The 15,534-nt window shown below is 59.9% G+C and carries 13 protein-coding genes and 2 pseudogenes; 2 read left to right on the plus strand and 13 right to left on the minus strand.

The features are described from left to right. Positions 1–237: 237 nt before the first annotated feature. From FBZ97_RS32195 to FBZ97_RS32250, 12 genes are all read right to left on the minus strand, one after another. Positions 238–960 (minus strand): ParA family protein, encoded by a 723-nt coding sequence (locus FBZ97_RS32195; RefSeq protein ID WP_145324076.1) that lies wholly within the window; start codon positions 958–960, stop codon positions 238–240. 139 nt (positions 961–1,099) lie between these two features. Continuing rightward, positions 1,100–2,182, minus strand: coding sequence for a chemotaxis response regulator protein-glutamate methylesterase (locus tag FBZ97_RS32200; protein WP_145324078.1), 1,083 nt, complete (start codon positions 2,180–2,182; stop codon positions 1,100–1,102). Between the two features lie 5 nt (positions 2,183–2,187). Next, positions 2,188–3,039, minus strand: coding sequence for a CheR family methyltransferase (locus FBZ97_RS32205; protein WP_233788724.1), 852 nt, complete (start codon positions 3,037–3,039; stop codon positions 2,188–2,190). Between the two features lie 12 nt (positions 3,040–3,051). Beyond that, positions 3,052–3,561: a chemotaxis protein CheW gene (locus tag FBZ97_RS32210; RefSeq protein ID WP_145324080.1), complete on the minus strand. Its 510-nt coding sequence runs from the start codon at positions 3,559–3,561 to the stop codon at positions 3,052–3,054. Beyond that, on the minus strand, positions 3,562–5,391 hold the full coding sequence (locus FBZ97_RS32215) for a methyl-accepting chemotaxis protein (protein ID WP_145324082.1): 1,830 nt from the start codon (positions 5,389–5,391) through the stop codon (positions 3,562–3,564). It abuts the gene before it with no gap. A 190-nt stretch (positions 5,392–5,581) separates the two neighbouring features. Further along, positions 5,582–7,291, minus strand: coding sequence for a methyl-accepting chemotaxis protein (locus tag FBZ97_RS32220; protein ID WP_145324084.1), 1,710 nt, complete (start codon positions 7,289–7,291; stop codon positions 5,582–5,584). Positions 7,292–7,316: 25 nt separating this feature from the next. Next, positions 7,317–7,829, minus strand: a complete 513-nt coding sequence (locus tag FBZ97_RS32225) for a chemotaxis protein CheW (RefSeq protein ID WP_145324086.1) — start codon at positions 7,827–7,829, stop codon at positions 7,317–7,319. Then, positions 7,826–9,850 carry a chemotaxis protein CheA gene (locus tag FBZ97_RS32230; protein WP_145324087.1) on the minus strand — a complete coding sequence of 675 codons (2,025 nt, stop codon included), beginning with the start codon at positions 9,848–9,850 and terminating at the stop codon, positions 7,826–7,828. Before FBZ97_RS32230 ends, FBZ97_RS32225 begins: the two co-directional genes overlap by 4 nt. Further along, entirely contained in the window at positions 9,847–10,215 is a 369-nt protein-coding gene (locus tag FBZ97_RS32235; protein ID WP_145324089.1) for a response regulator, read from the minus strand. The genes FBZ97_RS32230 and FBZ97_RS32235 overlap by 4 nt, the downstream gene beginning before the upstream one ends. Beyond that, positions 10,212–10,538: a hypothetical protein gene (locus FBZ97_RS32240; RefSeq protein ID WP_145324091.1), complete on the minus strand. Its 327-nt coding sequence runs from the start codon at positions 10,536–10,538 to the stop codon at positions 10,212–10,214. The genes FBZ97_RS32235 and FBZ97_RS32240 overlap by 4 nt, the downstream gene beginning before the upstream one ends. After that, a complete protein-coding gene (locus tag FBZ97_RS32245) occupies positions 10,535–11,617 on the minus strand; it encodes an HD domain-containing phosphohydrolase (RefSeq protein ID WP_145324093.1) in 1,083 nt (360 codons plus the stop codon). The genes FBZ97_RS32240 and FBZ97_RS32245 overlap by 4 nt, the downstream gene beginning before the upstream one ends. A 225-nt stretch (positions 11,618–11,842) precedes the next feature. Then, the gene (locus tag FBZ97_RS32250; RefSeq protein WP_145324095.1) at positions 11,843–12,844 is read right to left on the minus strand and encodes a helix-turn-helix transcriptional regulator; all 1,002 of its coding nucleotides are present in this window, start codon (positions 12,842–12,844) and stop codon (positions 11,843–11,845) included. A 302-nt stretch (positions 12,845–13,146) separates the two neighbouring features. On the opposite strand from FBZ97_RS32250, the gene FBZ97_RS32255 reads away from it, so the two are divergent. Next, positions 13,147–14,805: a hypothetical protein gene (locus tag FBZ97_RS32255; RefSeq protein WP_145324097.1), complete on the plus strand. Its 1,659-nt coding sequence runs from the start codon at positions 13,147–13,149 to the stop codon at positions 14,803–14,805. Between the two features lie 90 nt (positions 14,806–14,895). Here the strand turns inward: FBZ97_RS32255 and FBZ97_RS32260 are convergent. Continuing rightward, positions 14,896–15,449: pseudogene (locus tag FBZ97_RS32260) on the minus strand (DDE-type integrase/transposase/recombinase); the annotation flags it as partial. On the opposite strand from FBZ97_RS32260, the pseudogene FBZ97_RS32265 reads away from it, so the two are divergent. Continuing rightward, a pseudogene (locus FBZ97_RS32265) lies at positions 15,434–15,534 on the plus strand (SDR family oxidoreductase); the annotation flags it as partial. The pseudogenes FBZ97_RS32260 and FBZ97_RS32265 overlap by 16 nt on opposite strands.

The raw sequence follows: 15,534 nt of genomic DNA on the forward strand, positions 1-15,534 counted from the left end.
CTGTTAGCGTACGACTTCGCACTGATCTTGTTCTGGCGCCATCAAGGGAGGCACGGATCAGTCATATCGACACGCCGCCCTGATGTTTTGTTGACCAGGGATCGTGATCTTTAAAAAGTGGCGTTGCAGCTAATCGCGAGATGACTGCTTTGCGTCTTCAAATGAAAAATCTCTTCTCACGGAAATTTTGTAGACCAATACAGCAGTCGTGCAGGCGGCGTCGGCAGACGGGACTTGTCAGGCCGACAGCTTGTATCCATCTGTTTTTGCCTGTGTGATTACGCGCCCGCTATAGGGCAGGATGCGGCGCAGAAGTTCCTGCGCAAGCGTCTGGGCGTTCTGCTGCGCCTTGTCGAGATTGCTCACGGTCTCGGAATCGATCGAATAAAGGGTCTGGCCATAGCCGAAGACTTCGCGATAGGCGGCGCGCTCGATGATCGGCGTGGACATCACATGGACGCGGCGGCTCGACAGCAGCTCCTTTACTGATTGCAGCGCGCGTGTGGTGACCATCGGGTTGACGCGCGTCAAAACCACCGAATGCGGGATGCGGATATCAGCCCGATCCTCCAGATACTGCAGCAGCTCGATGACGTTGGTAGCACCTTCCGCATCCATGGCAGAGCCTTGCACGGGAATGAGCACATAGTTCGAATAGCCGAGTGCCTGCGCCAGCAGCGGGCTGCGGGCGCCGGGCAGGTCTATGAGCAGGAAATCGACCTCGCCGCGAAGCTTGCGCGCATGCTGACCGAGATTGGCCGCTGTCACGTAGGGCACGACGGAAAGCGAAGGAGGCGCCCTTTCGCCCAGCCGCTCATGCCATTTGGAGATCCACAATTGTGGATCGGCATCGAGGACGGCCACCGAAAAGCCCATTCGGGCGAGTTCGCAGGCAATGATGACGACGGCGGTGGTCTTGCCGGCGCCGCCCTTGGTGTTGGCAAAGGTCAAAACGGCCACGGGAGCTCCCTGATCTGATCGTATGGGCAACGCAATGGGTGGGCGTGCAGCTGTGATGGCTTGGCTGAGATCGTTACGCATTTATGGTTAACAAACCATTTGGAACGAGGCCGAGGCTGACGCGGGGACGCTGTAATCGCTAGCGCCGTTTATCGGCCGCCAGGATTTCCCGAGCGATCTGATCCAGCCCGACCGTTCTGTCGACACCGCCATGTGCGATCGCTTCCTTGGGCATGCCGAAGACGACGGAGCTTTCCTCATCCTGCGCCAAGGTGAAGGCGCCGGCATCGTGCATTTCCTTCATACCGCGCGCGCCGTCGTCACCCATGCCGGTCATGATGACGCCCATAGCGTTTCCCGCTGCCGAGCGTGCGGCCGAGCGGAAGAGCACGTCGACCGAGGGGCGATGCCTGGAGACGAGGGGACCATCCTTGATCGCGACGACATAGCGTGCACCTTGGCGCTCCAGCAGCATGTGCTTGCCGCCAGGGGCGATCAACACATGGCCGCGCAGCACCGCATCGCCATGTTCGGCTTCCTTCACTTCCACATCGCAAAGGCTGTTCAGGCGCTTGGCAAAGGCGGCGGTGAATTTCTCCGGCATATGCTGCACGATGACCATGCCCGGCGTATTGGCCGGCAGTGCCGTGAGCATTTCGCGAAGCGCCTCGGTGCCGCCCGTGGAGGCTCCAACACAGACGATCATCTCCGTCGTCTTGGCCATGGCTCTGCCGCTTGGCGGCGGCAGAACAGCATCGGCCGTCAGCTTGGCCGTCGGCTCGGCCGCTGTGACAATGCGGCGCCGAGCGCTGCCGAGCCGTGCTGCGGCGGCACCCTTGACCGCTTCCCGGATCATCGACGCCGTTTCCGCCAGATGGTCGGCGGCGGCGATCTTGGGTTTGAGGATGATATCGACGGCGCCTGCCTCCAGCGCCTGCATCAGGGTTTCCGAACCTGCCTCGGTGAGCGAAGAGCACATGACGACCGGGATCGGCCGCTGCGCCATCAGCTTGCGCAGGAAGGTGATGCCATCCATGCGCGGCATTTCGACATCAAGGGTGATGACGTCGGGGATTTCTTCCTGGATCTTCTTTGCGGCCATGAAGGGGTCGGAGGCGGCGCCCATGACCTCGATGTCAGGGTCAGCAGACAGGACCTGCGTCATGACTTGCCGGACGCTGGCGGAATCGTCGACGATGAGGACACGGATCTTCCTGGCCATGCGCGTCAGACCTTTCTGAAGACCGTGTTGGCGACCTGCTTGACCGGCAGATTGAGGCCGCTGATCGTCTCGGAATGGCCGACATAGAGGAAGCCGCCCGTCACCAGCTTCTCGCAAAGCCTGGAAAGAACCTTCTCCTGTGTCGGCTTGTCGAAATAGATCAGAACGTTGCGGCAGAAGACGATATGAACCTTGTCGCCGATTTCATAGGCGCGATCCATGAGATTGAGACGGCCGAAGCCGATCCTCGCGCGCAGTTTGGGGTGAATGCGAACTTCGCCGCGCTCCGGGTCGCGGGCTTCCATGACATAGCGCAGACGCCGCGGCCGATCGACGGGCTCGATCATTCCGGCGGGATAGACGCCTCTGCGCGCGGCCCGAAGAACATCGGTCGACAGATCGGTCGCAAGGATGCTGTACTCGGGTGCACCGTGGGCTTCGCGATAGTCCTCGAGCACCATTGCGATCGTGTAGGGCTCCGCGCCAATGGAGCAGGCCGCACTCCAGATCCTCAGGCGGCTGTGTCCCGCTGCAAGCAGCTCGGGAACGGCGGCACTTTCGAGATGCTCGAAATGCTTCGGCTCCCGGAAGAAGTCCGTCTTGTTGGTCGTGACCGCATCGATCAGATGGATCGCTTCGCGATCGATGCCGCCGCGTTTGAACAGATAGTCGCAATAATCGTCGAGATCGCCGATTCCGGTTGCCCGCAGCCGACGGCGCAATCGTCCTTCCAGCATAGTGCGCTTGCCCGGAGGCATCTTGATGCCGCTATAGTCGTAGATATAGCGGGCGAGCTGGTCGAAGTTCCGCCGGCTCAGCCCCTGGTCTCCGTAGTCTCTTACATCCTGCAATGCCACTTTACATCCCACTCAAACAGCGGCCAATTCGGAGGCTTTCTCGCCCATCCCCATCCCCATCAGCGACACCTTGTCGGTCGATGAGAAGAGCTTTACGAGATCGATGATGACAACGAACCCGCCATCACGGCGCACGACGCCGGCAATATATTCGGATGGCCAGCGCACTCCGATATCGGGGGCGCTTTCGATTGCCTCATGCTTGAAGGATGTGACCTCGAAGACGCGATCGGCGACGAGACCGAGCGTCAGGATCTTCTCTGCGATCGGGATGTCGATCACGAGGATGCGCGTGTGCGGCGTCTTCGTGGTGGGCGACATGCCGAGCCGCATGCGCAGGTCGATGACCGGCACACCCTGACCCCGCACGTCGCGGAGGCCGAGCAGATAGTCCGGCCCATGCGGAATTCGAAAAGCATCCTGATGATCCAGGATTTCCCGGACCACCGTGACAGGCACGGCGAAGCACTCGTCGCCGAGACCGAACGTCACATATTGCGCTTCGGTGCTGGTCGCAGCCATTTATGCGCTCTCCCTGAAGTCGTTATCATCCGCATCGGGTCCACCCATGGACATATCGAGAGAGAAACCCTTGAGGCGGGCTTGCTGAGCGGCAACACTGTTGTCGGTTCGTGTGGCCGGTGTCCTAGCAGCTGGCGCCTTGGCGGCAGACTTGGACTTGACCGGGGTGGCGGGAGCCTGGACCGGCGGATGCACGGTCTGAGCCTTGCGGGCATTGGCCTGATCGACCTTGAAGAAGGCGATGGAAGCCTGCAGTTCCTCCGCCTGGGCGGCGAGCTCCTCTGATGTTGCCGACATTTCTTCGGAGGCACCGGCATTCTGCTGCGTCACCTTGTCGAGCTGCTGGATCGCCTCGTTGATCTGCGAGGCGCCGATATCTTGTTCGCGGCAGGCAGCCGAAATTTCGGCGACCAGCTCGGCGGTCTTGCGGATATCGGGCACGAGGCGCGAGAGCATGTCGCCGGCTTCGGTTGCGACCGTGACGGTCTCGCCGGACAGGCTGGAGATCTCGGCGGCCGCTGCCTGGCTGCGCTCGGCCAGCTTGCGCACTTCCGAGGCGACGACGGCAAAGCCGCGGCCATGCTCGCCGGCACGGGCCGCCTCGACGGCGGCGTTGAGCGCAAGCAGGTCGGTCTGTCGGGCGATCTCCTGCACGATGGAGATCTTCTCGGCAATGGTGCGCATGGCGTTGACGGCGCGGTCGACGGCCTGGCCGCTGACCTCGGCATCCTTGGCGGACTGGCGGGCGATCTTCTCCGTCTGAGCGGCATTGTCGGCATTCTGCTTGATGTTGGCGGCCATCTCCTCCATCGAGGCGGAAGCTTCTTCGGCCGACGAAGCTTGCTCGGTGGCGCCCTGGGAGAGCTGTTCGGAACCGGCCGACAGCTGCTGACTGCCCGACGAGACATTGTCGGAGGCCGACAGTGCATCGGCGACGACGCCGCGCAGTCGTTCGACCATCGACTGGAGCGAAATGCCCAGAGTATCCTTCTCCGACATCGGCTTCGGCTTGACCGTCAGGTCACCATTGGCGATCTGGTCGGCGATCGTTGCGGTGTTGCGCAGATTGCCGGTCATGACGTTGATGGTGTTAACGAGGTCCTTGATCTCGTCGTTGGTGTTGATCTCGATATTCTGATTGAGGTCGCCAATGGCAACGCCTTCGGCGACCGCCTGGATTTTTTTGAGACCGCGGTTGATGCCGAGCGCTATCCAGATGGCAATCACACTCGACAGTACGAACATGACGGCGAGCGAGGTCAACAGAAGGTTCCGTGCGAAAGCATATTGGTCATTGGTTTGCTGGTCGGTCGCGTGCAGATCCGCAATGATCCGGTCGTTGATTTTGCTCACGATGTCGAGAAGAACGGTCGTCGCCTTCCGTCCTTCGCCCATGGATAGTTCAGCCGCTTTCCGATTGCTGTCTTCGGTATTTTCGACCGCGAGCTTCAAGACCTGGGCGTCGACTTCCTTCCAGGCCGGAAACTGTCTGGAAAACTCCGCGACCTTGTCTGCGATGGCAGAATCTTGCGCTAATTTCTCTACGAGCTGTTCGATCGTCGCCTCATTGGCACGAACTGCATCGACGTAACCGCTGATGGCCTGCGGATCGTTGTTCAGAATTGCATTTTTTTCGTTGCGGATTGCATTCAGGACGGCGTTAGAAAGTTCACCGGAGCTGCGTTGATTTGCGACCGGACCCTGAATGATCTCGGTAATGGCCGAATTCAAGGAGGATAGGCTCACGATCGCCAGGACCGACATGCCCGTGGACATGACAATCAGCAAGCCGAATGCGAGGGCCAATTTGAGTTTGATGGTAAAGCGCATCTCTGAAGCTCCTGGAGATGGAGAGATTTGATGGTTAAGAAAGTCAGACGGGGAGCCGTCTTGATGCGCGAAGACCGATACATTCACCCTTCCGCGAACCGTTTCCGGTTCTTGCGGCCCGCAACAGCATTTGCCGGCCTTTGACCCGGCGCTTTTGGGCGCCGGATCGTGTCGAGATCAGGCCAGCCGCTCAGGCGCTCTGGCGAAAGTCGTTGTCGTCTGCGTCTGGTCCACCCATGGACATATCGAGAGAGAAACCCTTGAGGCGGGCTTGCTGAGCGGCAACGCTGTTGTCGGTTCGTGTGGCCGGTGTCCTAGCAGCTGGCGCCTTGGCGGCAGACTTGGACTTGGCCGGGGTGGCGGGAGCCTGGACCGGCGGATGCACGGTCTGAGCCTTGCGGGCATTGGCCTGATCGACCTTGAAGAAGGCGATGGAAGCCTGCAGTTCCTCCGCCTGGGCGGCGAGCTCCTCTGATGTTGCCGACATTTCTTCGGAGGCACCGGCATTCTGCTGCGTCACCTTGTCGAGCTGCTGGATCGCCTCGTTGATCTGCGAGGCGCCGATATCTTGTTCGCGGCAGGCAGCCGAAATTTCGGCGACCAGCTCGGCGGTCTTGCGGATATCGGGCACGAGGCGCGAGAGCATGTCGCCGGCTTCGGTTGCGACCGTGACGGTCTCGCCGGACAGGCTGGAGATCTCAGCGGCCGCTGCCTGGCTGCGCTCGGCCAGCTTGCGCACTTCCGAGGCGACGACGGCAAAGCCGCGGCCATGCTCGCCGGCACGGGCCGCCTCGACGGCGGCGTTGAGCGCAAGCAGGTCGGTCTGTCGGGCGATCTCCTGCACGATGGAGATCTTCTCGGCGATGGTGCGCATGGCGTTGACGGCGCGGTCGACGGCCTGGCCGCTGGCCTCGGCATCCTTGGCGGACTGACGGGCGATCTTTTCCGTCTGAGCGGCATTGTCGGCATTCTGCTTGATGTTGGCGGCCATCTCCTCCATCGAGGCGGAAGCTTCTTCGGCCGACGAAGCCTGCTCGGTGGCGCCCTGGGAGAGCTGTTCGGAACCGGCCGACAGCTGCTGACTGCCCGACGAGACATTGTCGGAGGCCGACAGTGCATCGGCAACGACACCACGCAGCCGTTCGATCATGGAGTTGACGTGGCCGAGAAGTTCGCCGATCTCGTCCTTCGTCCGTATTTCCGCGAACTCGCTCAGATCACCGTCGGCCACTGTTTGGACCGTCTTGACAGCGCGGCTGATACCCTTGTTGATCGAAACGATGATCCAGAGAGCCGAGACGAATGCAACGATCGAAGCGGTAGCGGCGATAATGATGAGAATGAAGCGTGCATTGGCGTAGTCGGTGTCCGAATCCTGATCCGCTTGTTTCAGCCTCGCACGTTCGGTATCGAAGATCTGAGCCAGAACACCGTCGATCTTGGTGCTGATGTCACGTCCTTCCGTCGACGAAATTTCAAGCGCACCGTTGCCGTTACCGGCAAGTGCCATGCTGCGAATGCGGTCGTCGGCATTTCGCCAGGCAGCAGACAGATCCTTGATCTGCGACCAATAGGCCATGTCCTGATCGGTGGTGTTGGACAAGATTTTTGCGAAATCCGCATCGAATGCGGAACGCGCTGCGTCGCTCTTGGCGATATAGCCTTTTGTCTCGTCGGCGGACGTGGAGGACAGCATGTTCTTTTGCTGCCGCAGCTGCTGCAGAACGGCTATGTCGAGATTCTGCGCAAGTCGCAGGCGTTCGGCAGGCCCTGACAATGTATCGGACCAATTGTCGTTCACCTGGCCGAGGGTTTTGATGCTGTAGACGGCCGTGCCAAGAAGCATGGCGATCACGACAGCAAACGTTAGAAGCAGCTTGAGCTTGATCGTAAAACGCATCTGATGGCCTCCTTGTCCTAAAAATTCACGCTGTTGCTCGAAGTGTAGCCGCCCGCTGCGACGAGAAGATCGCCTGCAAATTCGGGAGGATGATGAATTCGCCATCGCGCTTCACGAGGGCGTGGATGTAATCGGCGCGCCAGCGCATGCCGATGACGGGCGGCGGCTCGCTTGCCGCCTGTGAAAACTGGGTGACTTCATGCACCTTGTCGGTGCGAATGCCGATCAGGGTCGACTCGCCATCGAGCTCGAGTTCGGTGACGACGATGCGGCTGTCGATGGTGACATTGGCGGCCTCCATACCGAAGGCGATGCGGATGTCGGCAAGGGGAATGACCTTGCCGCGGAAGTTGATGACGCTGCCGACGAAGGGCAGGCTGCCGGGAACGCTGGTTTCGGGCAGAAGATCAAGGATTTCCTGTACGACGACCGCTTCGATGGCGAAGGTCTCGCCATTGAGGCTGAAGGTCAGCACGGAAAGCTCGTCAGCACCCTTCCATATGGCGCGATGGTCCGATTTTACCTCTGCTTCGATCATCCTGCTGCTCGCAATTGCGCCTCCTGATGTTGTCCGGCGGCGATGAGATGGACGACGTCGAGGATCAGGGCCACGTTGCCGTCGCCGAGAATGGTCGCGCCGGAGAAGGTGGAGACGTGGTCGTGAAGCTTCGACATCGACTTGATGACGGTCTGGTGGTCGCCGATGATCTGGTCGACGACAAGGCCGACGCGCTCGCTGCCGGTCGAGATCACCACCACCTTCTGGTAGGGATCGGGTTCGGTGCCGGTGCGGAAGAGCTCGCGCAGGCGCAGGAACGGCACCAGATCGTCGCGCAGCGAGATGAAGCTGCGGCCGCGCGAGCGCAGATCCTGCTCCACCGAGAGCTCCAGGCACTCCTCGACGGCGGCGAGGGGGATCACGTAGCGCCCGTTGCCGACACGAACCAGAAGGCCGTCGATGATGGCGAGCGTCAGGGGAATGCGCAGAGCGATCTCTGAGCCCTTGCCGAATTCGCTGGTAATATCGATCGCCCCGCGCAGCGTCTCGATCGTCTTCTTGACCACGTCCATGCCGACGCCGCGGCCGGAAAGGTTGGTGACCTTTTCCGCCGTCGAAAAGCCCGGCTGGAAGATCAGCTGCAGCAGTTCCTTGTCGCTAAGTTGAGCGCCGGGCTGGATCAGACCGTTGGCTTCCGCCTTGGCCCGCACCCTCTGGCGATCGATACCGCGCCCGTCGTCCTTGATGGAGATGACGACCTCGCTGCCGGTCTGGTGTGCGGAGAGGAAGACGCGTCCCGTCACCGGCTTGCCGGCCGCAATACGATCCTCCGGGCTTTCCAGGCCGTGATCGATCGAGTTTCGGACGAGGTGAACGAGCGGATCGGCGAGCCGATCGATGACCGTCTTGTCGACCTCGGTGCTCTCGCCCTCGGTGACGAGTTCTATATCCTTGCCGGTTTCGCGGGCGAGATCATGGACCAGCCGACGAAAGCGGCTGAAGAGGCTCGCTACCGGCATCATGCGCAGGACCATCATCGTGTCCCGCAATTCGCCGGCGAGGCGCTCTATTTCTTCCGAAACCGATCGAAGGCCGAGATCGGCGACGGAATTCGCCATCTGGCTCAGCCGCGATTGGGCGATGACCAATTCCCCAACCCTGTCCATCATCTCATCGAGACGGAGGGCAGGCACGCGAACATTGTCGGCCTGCTTCTGCGATTTGGCATCGACAGGCTGAGCCTTGCCCGCATCGATCGGCGGGGTGACGATCCTGGACGCCTCACCTTCTGCAGGCTGCTCCATCCCGGCGGCGACGAGCGTGGGAGCCTGTTCCTTTGCTGTCTGAAGTTCTTTCAGCTCCATCGTCATGTCGTCCATAACGAAGATGAAAACGTCTTCGATATCCGAGCGCGGCTTTTCCGACGTCAGGTGAACCGTCCAGCCGATGTGGAGATCGCGGGGCTCAAGGTCCGCCAGCAGCGGGATGGTTTCGATGTCGGCTTCGACGCGGCATTTGCCGAGTTCGCGCAACTCGTCCAGCAGCCCGAGCGGATTGGTGCCGTTGACCATCGAATTGGCCGGCAGGCTGAATTTCAAATGCCAGGTCGTTGCGCCACCGGCATTTATTGCAGGAGTCGCGACAGGTTGAAGGGTGGCAGGGGCTACCGACGAAGCGTGCGATCCGGCCGCACCGACGGCTTGTCGCAATTTTTCCAGGAGAACGGAACTCATGGTCTCGTGATTGCCGTTCGGGTTTTCCAGCAGCGCCTGCATGTGGCCCTGCGCATCGAGAACGGCGCCTACCAGTTCCTTCGTGGCTGGCGCTTCGCCCTTGCGAACCCGATCGAACGCGGTCTCGCAATGATGGGTGAAGGCGGCCAGCTGATCGAAGCCGAACATCGAGCCCGATCCCTTGAGGGTATGGAGGCCGCGGAAGACCGCATCGATCTGAGCGCGGTCGCTCAGATCGCGCATCAGATCGAGGAGGCCGGCCTCGATCAGCTCCAGCTGTTCGGTGGCCTCCGTCCTGAAGACGGCGATCGGATCGAGCTCGCTCATTTGCCGAGAACCTTGCGCGCGATCTTGATGAGGGTTTCGGGATCGAAGGGTTTCGTCAGCCATCCCGTCGCGCCGGCAGCCTTCGCCTGCTGCTTGAGATCGCCGTCCGACTCCGTGGTCAGGAAGATGACCGGCGTTCCCATGTAGGCCGGCAGCTGCCGCAGGCTGCGGATCATGGTCAGGCCGTCCATGTTCGGCATGTTGAGATCGGTGACGATGAGATCGAAATTGCCCGATTTCAGTTTGGTGAGGCCGTCGGCGCCATCGATCGCTTCGGTGACGGAATAGCCAGCATTGGTCAGAGCAATGCGCGTGGTCAGACGAATGCTGGCGGAGTCATCGACGGTGAGAATATTGGCGCTCATGCTGCTTTTCCTTCTAACCAGAAACTGTCTTTTTGCCGGTCTCCGCCAAGGAGGCCAGCACGTTGCAGGACGGTCAGAAAATTGCCGTCCGCTGGTTTGCTCAAAGTGACTGCAATGCCGGCATGAGCGGCTGTTTGCCGCGCGGACAAAAGCAGTTGCGGTAGGGTGAGGTCGATCTCTTCGCCGCTGTCGATATCGATGATCAAGGCATGATTGCGCAAAGCTGCTTCCTGCAGATAGACCTGAACGATGTCTCTGACATCGGTGATCGTCTTGATCGTCAGCGGCCCATGCAGGTGGAGAATTTCAGACTGGTGGCTCATGCGGAACCTCGGGATAATTGAAGTGTGGGAATCTGCGTTGCGTCGTCGTCGCTGTTCTGGGCCTCGAAGAGAGCCTTGATATCCGTCCACCGGCGACAGAAGGCGGCAACGCAGGCCGGATCGAAATGGGTGCCGCTGCTGTTGACGATCTCGCGGAATGCGTCGGCGATCGGCCAAGCGGCCTTGTATGCCCGCTTCGAGCAGAGGGCATCGAAGACATCGGCTACGGCGACGATGCGAGCTTCGATCGGGATGGCGGCAGCCGAAAGGCCTTTCGGATAGCCCGCACCGTCCCATCTTTCGTGATGGCTCTCGGCGATTTTGCGCGCGATCTGGATGAGCTCGCTGGAGCTGTCGCTGAGAATCTCCGCCCCGAAATCCGCATGCTGCTGCATTTGCCGGCGCTCGTCCGGGCTCAAGGTACCCGGTTTGGAAAGAATAGTGTCCGGCAGGCCGATCTTGCCGACATCGTGCAGTGCGCTTGCCAGAAAGATCATGCGGCACTGGCCGGCATCCAGGCCCACCTCTTCGGCGATCATGCGCGTGACAATCGCGACACGGTCCAGATGATCGGCCGTTTCGCCATGGCGGCAAGCGATCGCCTTGGAGAGACGCCAGATGATCTCTTCCTCGTGCCGTTCGATCCTTTGCATCGCGGCGTCGAAATCGCGCTGCAGCGTCGCGGCCTTGGCGGCCAGCGCCAGCCGCGCCTCTTCGATGTCCAGAATGTTGCGGACGCGCAGCGTCAGTTCCATCTCATCGATCGGCTTGTTCAGGAATTCGGTGGCACCCGCTTTCATGGCAGCCAAACGGATATCGGTCTCCCTGCGAGAGGTGATCATGATGGTTGGCACATGGGCGGTAAGTGCGTTCTTGCGCACATGGCTGATCACTTCGATGCCGTTCATGTCGGGCATCATATAGTCGACAAGAATGAGGTCCGGCGTCTGGTCGTCGAGCCGCTTGAGGGCAACGCTCGGATGAAGGAACGACAATACCTCGCTGCCCTTGATAGCTTCGACCACGCGGCGAAGCGTGGCCACAACGGAAGGACTGTCATCGATTACGAAGACGCGCATAGCTACCCCGCGGAGCGCCCGCGGTATGCCCGCGGATCTACTCACGATTTTGGCTGGAAGATTGTTGGAGGCCTTTCTCACGAAAGGGCCGCGTCACAATGATTGTGAAACTTGGCTGAGGTAACGAAATCGTTAAATGGCTAACGGTGTGTTAAACTCGTGCGCAACCTGTAGCTGATTTCATAATTAGCTGCGATTAAGTGATAAGATTGCGTTTTTCTGATATCAAATCTTGCCAGCCGCATCGAAGTCGCAACGGCTGGTGCGTGTCGATGACGGGGATACGCCATACATGGCACGATAGCGTGCTGCGAAATATCCCATGTGAGTAAATCCCCAGCGCGTGGCGATCTCGGATATGTTTTCGTCCGCATCGCCGTGAAGCAGATCGTGATGGATTTGCTGCAGGCGGAGGCGCTGCACGTAATTCAGAGGATTCATGCCCATGTTCTGCTGGAAGGAAATCTGCAGGCTGCGCACGCTCTGGCCGGCATTTCTGGCAATATCGAGTATCGTGAACTCGTCGCCCAAATGGGTCTGAATCCAGTCCAGCGCCCGCTTCAGATTACGTGGTCGCGCGCTCTGGATCACGGTCTTTCGTATGGATTGCGGCCATGATTGCATAAAGGCGGTGATCAACGCCTCCTTGAAAAGGGAGGCACCCAATGGCGAGCCGGCGAAGGGATGCTCATCCGCCTCGAGCAGCAAGGCCGCCATGCGGTGAACCGTTCTTATTCCGGTTTCATCAATGTCGGCCACTAAAGTGAAGCGTCGAAAAAATAACTCAGGATCGTCCTTTCCGATATCGATCAGTGGCAGGCAACGAATGCGAGGTATGGCAAGCGCAACCTTACGGGCATTCGCGGACGCCCTGATTTTCGTCGAGCCGGGAGAAAGCAGCATGAATGCGGCTCCCGCGGTGGCCGTGAATTCCTGGTCCTCAGTTTCAACCTGAAATTCGCCGTTTTCGACGAAGTGCAGCTCAATCCGATCAGCAGGATCAAACAGATAGAGGATTTCGTAACCCGTTTTTGAAAAAATCTTCCAAGCCGCCATCTTTCGGATCGTGGCCAGTGTCACATCGATGTGGAAGTTCAGATTGCCCGGCCTTCGTTCGAGGGCGACCGATACATCCGCGCTCTTCAATCTCTCCTGTAAGTCGGCAGGTTCGCAGGATGACCAGGCGTATTTCTCGGTAGCTATCTTCATCTTGTCTTCAATCAGCATGAGCTGGCTCGCTTGCGCGCCGAATTGCGAGCAGAGGCCGCCGGTGGCCTGCACAATGACGAAGCGTGCTGATTGCCGGTTATAAGACGTGAGTCTTGCCCAAGGCTTTCCCGGCGGCGCAAGAGTGACGGCCGCAAGCAGTCCGCGCCTTTCGTCCCTGCGTTAACTCCATGTTTTTTTGTTCGCTTTAGTTTGCCGGGGATAGTCTTGGGCGGGGTCCGAATAGTATGGCGTATGCAGCGACAAGCCGGCAATTTATCCCATCGACGGATAATTTCGTCGATCGCTTGGAGGGCGCCCGATTGCAGATCGAACAGCGCTTCCTGGATGGTGGCGCGGTGCTCATCACGGTCACCGAAGCGCTTGCCAAGCTCGTCAGCCTGCTGGAGCATATCGGCAATTCGCTGAAGGAGGAGAATGCGACCGAAGCCACGGCGCGGCTGGTTCAGACGGTGGATCTTTTAAATAAGCTGCCGCCCGCCGAAGCGCGGCGCCGGGAGAACGTCGCCGCCATCGGGCAGACTGGACGGCAGCTTGCCGAACACGTCCTCTCGATGGAGGAAACTCTGCGCTATCTCAGGACCTTTGCCGCAACGGCGAAGATCGCGGGCGCGCGCATTCCCGACTTTTCGAGCTTCGCTAGCGAGATCGTCGAGCGCATCGAATTCGCCGCCAAGGAAGTCAAGGCGCTGTCCTTGCAGATCCGCTCGCTGGAAGGGCAGATCGAATCCGCCACGGCAAATGAGGACGGTTCCCTGGGGCAGCATCTGAACGGCATCCCCTCCATTGCCCAGCGTCTCATGTCGAACGCCGAGGAAATCCAGCTTCAGCGCCGCAATCTTTCCGAGTTGGCGGATAGCGTCGCCGGCCTGGCGCGCAAGATCCAGAACAAGGTTGCCCACACGCTGTCGGCCATGCAGATCGGCGACATCACAAGGCAAAGGGTCGAGCACTGCCAGACGGCACATGCGATCGCGGAGGCCTATCTCGCCTCGGAGGTTCCCGCTAGCCTCTCCGCCACCGATCGCCAGCGCCTGTCGCAACTGGCCATGACACTGGTCTTCGAGCTGCTTGGCGAAACGACCAAGGGTTTCGACCGCGAGACCGCCAAGATTGTCGACAACATCCGCAGTTTCAGTGACGATATCGGCACTTTGCTCGATCTTTATCGGACAATGATGTCGCAGAGCGGGCAGGATGGCAAAAGCTCGATCAATTCGCTGGGGGGCGATCTTGCCGCGGCACGGATCGTTGTCGATCGCATCGACGTCGCCGCAGCCGGCGCGAATCGGCTTAGCGAAAAGACCTCCGAAATGATCAAGGAGCTGACCACGAGCATCCTGACCATCCAGCTCGTGCGCCGCGACATTCAATACATGGCCCTCAATACTAATCTGCGCTGCGGCAAGCTCGGTGAGGAAGGGCGGGCGATCAATGTGGTTGCCGGCGAGCTGCGCTCGTTCGCAACACTGCTGGATGAAGATGCCGAGAAGATCCTCGTCGGCCTCGGGAGGCTCGAGACACAGGCGACCGGCCTTAAGGATCGGCGACAGGCCGGCGAAGAAGAATCTTCCAGTCTCGGCGTACATATAGACGCGGCGCTCGCCCATATCGGCGAAGCCGGCGCGGCGATGGATCTCAATGTACAGGAGCTGCGCCGTTGCGGCGAGGCCATGACCTCGCAAGTGGCCGATGTGATCAAGGGTTTGGATTTCCGCGCCGGGATCGGAGAGACCTTGGCGTCATGCACGAAGGAAGCCGGACTGATGCGGAGCGTATATGTCGATGCGACCGGGCTCGAAGCTCCCGTGGCGGCGATTTCCGAGCGCATTTTTAAGATCTACACCATGGCGGCCGAACGCGAGATTCATGCTGCCATTTTCGGTGCGGTGAACTCCCCGGCCGAAAGCGCAACGGCGCCGGCCAGTGACGAGGATCTTTTTGCGGATGCTCTCTTCTAATCATCTGGCAGCTTGGTGCGGCGGCAATATCCCATCGCCGGAATGGTCACGTTATCGAGTGGTGATTGAACTGCGTCCGGCTTTCTGAGATCAGGCACCCCCCCGCGTTACCGCCTTCCAATGCGCCATCGCGCGGATGCGGTGAACGTGTGTGGCCGGGGCGGAACGTTTGGGATGCGGGATTACGAAGAGATTTCGCAGCGCCGAGAAGATCGAGATGAAGCGCTGCAAGCTACAGGCCGATCGGAAGCCCTGCATTGTGCGTTCTCGTTTTTGCAGCGGCAGATGGGAATATTCCGCTCGATTGTCGAGACCCTTGTGGGATCTGTGATCGACAGCCGGCATAATCTCACGCTTGACTGCGCGATAGGAGCGGAGTTTGTCGCTGATGATCCGCTTGGGCGGCATGCCTTGCCTTTTCAGCAGCCAGATCAGCAGTCGCCTCGCAGCTTTCGTATCGCGCCGGCTTTGAACGATCTCATCGAGAACATAGCCGCCCTAGTCAGCGGCACGCCAAAGCCAGTGTTTGCGGCCAGCGATGGAAACCACCAGCTCGTCCAGATGCCAGACCTCCCGGATCGACGACCACGACGGATTTGCCTCGCGTAGGCCGGCCCTATTTTCCGACCCCAAACTCGTGGACTACGCGATGACCAAGGCGGCAATGATGAACTTTACCAAATCGATGGCGAAGCAGCTCGGTCCGAAGGGCATTCGCGTGAACGGCGT

This window comes from Rhizobium sp. ERR 942, from assembly GCF_007828395.1.
Classification (GTDB): domain Bacteria; phylum Pseudomonadota; class Alphaproteobacteria; order Rhizobiales; family Rhizobiaceae; genus Rhizobium; species Rhizobium dioscoreae.